Here is a 7572-nt window from a genome sequence, read left to right as displayed (position 1 = left end):
AAAGAGGATGAATGTTTAATTCAACATAAGCACAAAGCAGGAACTATTGCACTTTACTCTGGTTTTATATTAGCAGTTGTATCAAGTTTTCTAATTAGATTATTTACAGTAGATTTAATGACTCTTTATAGAATGCAAATTTTAATATTAGCAGTTAGCTTTGCAATATCAATTAATTTATGGGGATTCTTAACTTACAAATTTGATACGAGGTATTAGATACTATGACAAAGTTTATTAGCAATTTAAAAAAATATCGTCTATTTAATGAATTAACTCAAGAAGAGTTAGCTATTAAAGTTAATGTCAGAAGAGAAACTATAGCTCGATTAGAAAATGCAAAATATAATCCTTCACTTGAATTGGCAGTCAGAATTTCAAGAGAATTAAATACCCCGATTGAAGAATTATTTATCTTTGAATTTTAGCTTTATGGAAATAAAAAAATTTACTAGGAGAGCATCTATTAAAGATGTTCTCTTTTAGTGTTCAAAAAAACATCTGTTTTAATGTACACTTCGATTCTATTGTTTAGAGTATCGAAAGTAACTTATATGTTTATGATACAATTAAGTTAAAAGGTGGTGATATTATGGATATCTTGAAAAAGGGAAGTAGTTTTTATTGTGGTGCTTTAGTTTGGTTTGTAAATGCAATAATATGTTTTACATCATCAGTGCCAATATTTAAACCTGAAAATAATATGTTTTGGGGATGCATATCTTTAGTAGCATCAATAGTATTTTTTATAAATGGATATAAGATAAATAAGCAATCTTAATCTTAATAATAACAAAAGCACTTAGTATAAAAACTAGGTGCTTTTGTTATGTTCAAAAAAACTACCAAAAACACCAAAACTACTGTTAAAATAACGAAATAAAGTGAAACTATAGAAAATCACATATAAACTTTAATTAATAAAGTTAAAATAATATAGACTTTACTATAGTCGAATTTAGTGAATTTAATATAATTAAGTTGACCCAACTAGGATTAATTGAAAATATATGAACTTCGCCGCAAAGTAGCTACATATACTGGAATTACTGCTACAGAGCCTATTTGCAGTGAAAATTCAACTAGTCGTTAAACGTAAATTTAGGGAATAGTTGGACTATATAAGGGGTATTATGATACTAAAAACACTTAAAAAGTGCCTTAAAATGGATTTATAGCTTGAAAAATGAAATATTGATAAAGTCACTTGCAATTTATTACAAAAGTATCAATGACTATGACAAATATAATAATAGTTGATACAATTGTAGTAATGATTAAATCAAGGGGGCATATTATGAACGGTGAACAATTCAAAGAATTAGATATAGAATCAAAAGTTAAATATATAAATGAACTACTAGAGCAAGGGGATTCAGTTGATAATATTAGAATGACTTTAGGCATAGGTAAGAATTATATAGCAAATACATTTAATAAATATGGATATAAATTGAATAGAAATATAAATCAATATGTTAATAGTAATGATGTAGCAACTAATACTACAAATGTAGCGATAGAATCTAATGACAAAACTATAAATAAACCTAAAAAGGTTATTAATACAAATGCTAAAGATAATAAATACAAAGCCTTAGAAGAGCAAATAAAAGCTTTACAAAAGCAAATAGATATAATTAATAGTAGATTAGATACAAGTGATATTGCTACAAATGTATCAATAGATACTACAAGTATATTACATAGTTCTATAGATGGTTATGATAGTAAAGATACAGTAAATAGAAACTATAGAATATATACAGATATACATAAAGAGTTTACAACATTCTGTAAAGAGCATAGACAATATAAAGTACAAGATATAGTATCAAGTGCTATCAAAGAGTATTTAGATAAATATAATAAATAACTACAATTGTAGCATTAATTGCTACTTTATATATAAAGGAAGGTCTTTTTTTTATAGAGCATACTATACGGGTAATAGACTACCAAAATTTTAAAAAAAACTTAAAAATGAAACTTTTTTGAGTAAAAAAAACTATGTTTTTTAAACACGCTTTTGCGTTTAAATTAGTAAGTTGTTGTTATTAAAAATAAAAAGATATTAATACATTGTGTAATAAGATAGCGATCCGTCGTTATCTTATTTTTTTATAAAATTTCATTAAATTATTTTACATCTTAAAAATCAATGTAAATAGTAGTTATGTAAGGTTAAATTATTTTAAATACAAGGTAACCCAACTAAGGAGATACAAGATAGATGCTAAAGAGTGAACATATAAAATTTAGAGTAACTAAAGTTGAAAGAATTACTATAGAAACTTATGCAAAAGCCAATGGAATTACAATATCAAAAGCATTAAGACAGTTAATAAATAAACTACAGGAGGATTTAAGAAATGAATCTAAATAAGAATAAAAATAAAAAGCAAAAACTTATTTATGATGGAAACCAAATTATAAAAAAAAGCATTTTATATGTTAGAGAGCTAGATTTTACGAATCTAAGTGAGGATAAAAGTAAAATGTATGGTATTGCTAGGAATATATATAAATACGTTGGAGTAAGTGATGAAACACTTGGAACTAGAACATCTAAATGGAGTAGAAAAAATATTAAAAAGAGTAATAAAATAGGTAAATTATTAAAGTCAATAATGGATATGAAAGGATTTACTTGTAATAAAGAGCTTAACAAATATTTAATGGAAAATACTACAATATTAAGGAAATATTATACAAGAGAACAAGCTGAATACAATGAAAGAACGTGTATAAGTATAAATTTATTTGAACAATCAAACTATGGAACGATATGTCTTAATACTTATGATTCAGAAGTAGCTGTAGTTAATGGAAAATTTATATTAAATTATTAAATAAAATTATTATTTCATTTTCAAGCTGCGAAATAAAAAATAGAAAAAACAGACTAGTAATACCAATGGTTTCAGCTTCACGAGAAACCATATAAGCCACTGTAAGAGTTTGTAAAATTAAACTAAGGTATTTGTACCTATAATTCTACACAAAGGCTGATATAAAGCTGTAATTTACTATAAGCATATGGAAAAATGTGCTATAATGTAAAAAGAGCCATAGATGTTGGTAGCATCTAGGCTCATATATTGCAAGGTTATTTCAGCAAGGAACTGAAACAACACCACTCAGACTATTTAAATTACATAAACTATTATATATTAATTATGTGCAAATTTCAAGAGTATATACTCGGTAAATACCAGTTTAAATAGGTGTGTTGACCTTGTTCTGAAATTACCTTATCAAATAACTAAAGATAAGGAGCAGAGAGGATGCAAAGTAACACATATAAAAGAGTATCAGCAATAGACACTGATACTGGCGAAGTGCTAGGGAATGCACTTATAAAGGATAATGGCTCAGAGCAACTGGTAATGAGAGTTGTAAAAGAGAACCAAGCAAAAGCAGTAAAGAAAAAGACTAAAAACAAAGGTGCAATAGTAGAGCATATACAAGAAAATGAAGGCTCATTTGTACATTTGATATACAAATATAGGAAACCGATTATGGACACCTTACAAGCTAAATGTAAAGGCAATAAGGCTGATATTCATATAATAAGGTATATACAATTAGCGACATATTCAACATTTGGTGGAAAGCTATTTGATGATAATAGAAATGAGATTAAGAGATCATCTTTAAGTAAGATATGGGATACTACCAGTAGAAATAGCGTTAATGAAACATATAAATTACTTATAGAATGTGGTTATATATACGAAACGGAGGAAGGTTACATTATGATTAGTGAAGATTTAATAGTAAAAGGTGCTATAGAGGACTTTAAAAAGCTTAAGAAGGATGATGCAGACCTAACATATACTAGATTATTCACTAAGAATATACAAACTATGTATGAGGGGACAGAGCCTAAAGCCAGAAAACAATTAGCAACCCTATTTAAAATATTGCCTTATATTAACTTTACTCATAATGTATTGTGTATGAATCCAACAGAGGTAGATCATAAGAAACTAGATATGTTAAGTTGGAGTGATGTTGCTAGAATATGTGGAGTAGACGAAAATAAGAATTTAACTAGGTTTAAAAATGAATTATACAAACTTAAAGTAAATGATAGATATGTTATAGGTCAGTTTACTAGCAGTGATAGCAAGAACAATTATAAAATATGTGTAAATCCTAAGGTGTACTATTCAGGCAATGACATAGAGGACTTAAAGGCTTTATATAGACTATTTGAGATGTAATAACTAAGGTTATAGATTAAATTCTATAGCCTTTTATAATGGGAAAATATATAAAAGACACCTCATTTTGATACACTTTTGATAAAAAGACACCTCATTTTGATACACCTGTAACGAAAGTATATGGTATATGGTTAAAATGAGTGAATACGAATTTGATATAAATTAGCCTTTAGATTTTATATATTAAATTAATAATATAAATCTTATAATTATAAATTTAACTTCTACAAAAAAATATGCTTGCGAGCTTGTCGAGCAAGCAAGTGCAATCTTTAGATTGTGCAACGAGCGATAGCGAGCTATTAATCTTATATTGTCTAATACATATCATCAGCAATTATACGTTATACCATAGAACTCACAAAGGAGGTACTGCATTATACTTTATGAAAGTAATTATGTTATGGAGCAGATACCCCTACACAACCCCGAATTACACTATATTCATAATATAGTTTTAATAGCTTTTAATGTAGAATATGCACTATTGGTTTATCTAGTGTTATGTATAAAAAATTATGTTGTTAGTTTACTAAAGTTTAATTAATCAATAACCCAACTAATAAGTAGGCACTTAGACCGTTGGATTTTAGCTTGGATGGTGTTTTTATCCAATGGAAAATACATAAGTGTCTAATGTGCAGGGTCAAACGAAGTGCGACTAGTGTGCGATACTATACAGTAACAATTGCTTATGTAGTATCTAACGTAAGTAAATAAAAAGTAGGTGCTTTTATAGGGGGGACGACAAAATACGTGTAAAAAATGGACACACGATTCTTGTAGGTATTGCAATTACTCAATTAATTAAGTAAAATCACTTGGATTTTAACGAGCTTTTATATTAATTCTTAATATTGGTAGCTTTTACCAATAAGCTTGTAATAATATTAAAATAAATTTATAATGGTAAATGATTGTAAAAATTAATAAATTTATTTTAATATTTTTGGAAGGGTTATATATGGGTAGAAAGAATAATAATAATAAACATAGAAATAAAAATACACAATCTAAGCAAAAAAGGAATAATAGTAATCATAATGGTAATAATGGTTTAGTATCAGAAGAGAGAAAAAAAAATACAGTATTTTGTATTATGAAAATAATAACTCAAATTGTAGGAATTATTGCAATTGGTATCTCAGATACACATGGTCAATTTTTATTTTTATCCTCTTTTGTTTTTATGGTACCAATAGTTTCAGATTATTTTACATTATTACTTACAACAAATAAGAATGAGAAACAATTTAAAATAACTGCAGTTGCTACGATATTAAATTCATTGTTAGCATTAGTTTTCTTATTAGGAGCTATGAATATTGTAGTATTAGATTTGAATAACAGTAAATTAATTTTAAAATATATAAATGGAAAGACTATGTTTTCAAGTACATATTATTTTAAAGAAGTTCCAATATATTTATTAATGTTTATAAGTAGTTCTTCATATATTATGGAATTTACTGGTATATTAGAAAGAAAAATAGTTGTACCTAAAAAAAATTATACAATAAAGGAGGGGGCTATATGAAACTAATTGATTTAGTATTAATGGGAATAGGTGTATATTCATTTACATTTGCACTGTGTATCTTGGTTAGAATTTCAAATGAACTTGATAGAGTTAATAAGCAAATAAATTACACAGGATGGATAAAAGTATTACTTAATACATTTTTAATTTTATATACATACCCATTGTATATAGCTTACAGAAAATATATAAAAAAACATTATAAAGGTATTTCTATATTAAAATTGTATTATAGTATAGCAGTATTAACTCCAGAATTATTAGATATAGCAATAAGTTCGCTAGTTAAAAATCAAAAAACAATAAAACAAAGGGTTAGAACAAATATAGTAATTAGTTTCAAGGTTAAAAGACCTGCTATAAATATATTTAGGATTTTAGAACCAATATTTAATACTTTTAATAAAAGTTGTTTCAAAAATTGCTATTAATATATAAATAATAAAAGCACCTTATTTAAGGTGCTTTTATTATTTATATATTAATAGCATTAACAAGTAGATCGAAATATAGACCTATAGAATTTGGAGGACGTGATTGTACAACTTTAATATAAATTGAAAAACTTGAAAATATTGAAAACACTATTAACGACAGATATAAAACAGTATACGACATAAATTCTATTATTAACTTGAAAAAAATAAAGTACCATAACTTATACAAAAAAATGAACTTATTATTTGATTTTATAAAAAATATCAGTATAAATTAAATAATTAAAATTTAGGGGGTATAAGATATGAGAGATATTTTAAATAAATTATGGAAGATTATAGTTGTGATAGGAGTAATTATAGATATTATATCTGGATTAATGACTATAGATAGTTACTTAGAAAATAAGTATGCAAAAAAAGAACAACATAGAGTAACAAATAACTATTATTATAATACAAATAATAATGTTGAAGTGTTGGAAATGCTACATTCTTAAATAGTAAATGTAAAAATTTACGAATAGTTAAAAACTTGAAAAACGTTGAAAAATACACAAATGATATTGAGTAAATGTAAAAATTTACGACCTATCTAAACTATATATATATCTCTCTACGGTTCTCTTTTGTTTGGGTCTAGGTATTCTTACGGTTATAATCAAGAAGGTGATTTTATACTTAATGAAGAATTGAAACACTATATTTAATATAGAAGGGGGATTAAATTAATGAACATTAGTAATAAAATTATGCAAGTTATTATAAAACTTGTAATGGGTATTTTAAATATCTTAATAATTATGCCTTTTACTTTATCATTGATACCTGCAATCATATCATTGTATTTACTTGATATTGCACTACTATTAATGCCTATTGCATTAATAGTGAATTTAATAATGCCACAATTACCTATAAGTTTTGGAACAGAAGTGTTATGGTTAAAAATCTTGTTATCATTAACAGCAGTAACTATAGGATGTTATTTCTCTAAAACTTTAATGAAATATAGCACTAAATACTTTAAGTGGCTATGGGTATATATGAAAAAAAGTATTACATTTACATTAGTAGATAAACATATGTTATTAAAAATTAATAACTATCAATAATGTTTTTTAATTTTGAGTAATAATATTAAACTTAGTGTGATATATATGTAATATAGAGATATAAATATATCACATTAACGGAGGGATTATATTGATAAAAGGTGCGAATAAATATACATTTTTATTAGGATTTTTAGGTTTCCAAGGTTTTAAAGAATTAAGTGGTGATCCATTAGGACTTATAGCATTTGGTTGGTTTGCATGGTTCTCTGCTTACTGGTGGTGTAAACTAGGTAAAGAGGATGAAT

The 7572-nt window shown here is 25.7% G+C and carries 11 protein-coding genes; all 11 read left to right on the top strand.

Going from position 1 to position 7572, the window contains the following annotated elements; translation table 11 throughout:
* Nucleotides 1-219 (top strand): hypothetical protein (locus VLM92_RS11740; RefSeq protein ID WP_325276522.1); only part of this gene is annotated, 219 nt, incomplete at its 5' end.
* A gap of 5 nt (nucleotides 220-224) precedes the next feature.
* Nucleotides 225-428 (top strand): helix-turn-helix transcriptional regulator, encoded by a 204-nt coding sequence (locus VLM92_RS11735; protein WP_325276521.1) that lies wholly within the window; start codon nucleotides 225-227, stop codon nucleotides 426-428.
* 164 nt (nucleotides 429-592) lie between these two features.
* Entirely contained in the window at nucleotides 593-781 is a 189-nt protein-coding gene (locus tag VLM92_RS11730) for a hypothetical protein (protein WP_325276520.1), read from the top strand.
* A 516-nt stretch (nucleotides 782-1297) separates the two neighbouring features.
* Nucleotides 1298-1876, top strand: coding sequence for a hypothetical protein (locus VLM92_RS11725; protein WP_325276519.1), 579 nt, complete (start codon nucleotides 1298-1300; stop codon nucleotides 1874-1876).
* 357 nt (nucleotides 1877-2233) lie between these two features.
* Nucleotides 2234-2386, top strand: a complete 153-nt coding sequence (locus tag VLM92_RS11720) for a hypothetical protein (protein ID WP_325276518.1) — start codon at nucleotides 2234-2236, stop codon at nucleotides 2384-2386.
* Nucleotides 2373-2852 (top strand): hypothetical protein, encoded by a 480-nt coding sequence (locus tag VLM92_RS11715; RefSeq protein ID WP_325276517.1) that lies wholly within the window; start codon nucleotides 2373-2375, stop codon nucleotides 2850-2852. Before VLM92_RS11720 ends, VLM92_RS11715 begins: the two co-directional genes overlap by 14 nt.
* A 435-nt stretch (nucleotides 2853-3287) precedes the next feature.
* Nucleotides 3288-4229, top strand: coding sequence for a hypothetical protein (locus VLM92_RS11710; protein WP_325276516.1), 942 nt, complete (start codon nucleotides 3288-3290; stop codon nucleotides 4227-4229).
* Between the two features lie 967 nt (nucleotides 4230-5196).
* Nucleotides 5197-5769: a hypothetical protein gene (locus VLM92_RS11705; protein ID WP_325276515.1), complete on the top strand. Its 573-nt coding sequence runs from the start codon at nucleotides 5197-5199 to the stop codon at nucleotides 5767-5769.
* Complete coding sequence (locus VLM92_RS11700) at nucleotides 5766-6203, top strand: hypothetical protein (RefSeq protein WP_325276514.1); 438 nt, start codon at nucleotides 5766-5768, stop codon at nucleotides 6201-6203. The genes VLM92_RS11705 and VLM92_RS11700 overlap by 4 nt, the downstream gene beginning before the upstream one ends.
* A gap of 311 nt (nucleotides 6204-6514) precedes the next feature.
* Nucleotides 6515-6709: a hypothetical protein gene (locus VLM92_RS11695; protein WP_325276513.1), complete on the top strand. Its 195-nt coding sequence runs from the start codon at nucleotides 6515-6517 to the stop codon at nucleotides 6707-6709.
* A 231-nt stretch (nucleotides 6710-6940) separates the two neighbouring features.
* Nucleotides 6941-7324: a hypothetical protein gene (locus VLM92_RS11690; RefSeq protein WP_325276512.1), complete on the top strand. Its 384-nt coding sequence runs from the start codon at nucleotides 6941-6943 to the stop codon at nucleotides 7322-7324.
* Nucleotides 7325-7572: the final 248 nt, after the last annotated feature.

Source organism: Romboutsia sp., assembly GCF_035470145.1.
Taxonomy (GTDB): domain Bacteria; phylum Bacillota; class Clostridia; order Peptostreptococcales; family Peptostreptococcaceae; genus Romboutsia_D.
This window is presented reverse-complemented; position numbering and strand designations above follow the sequence as displayed.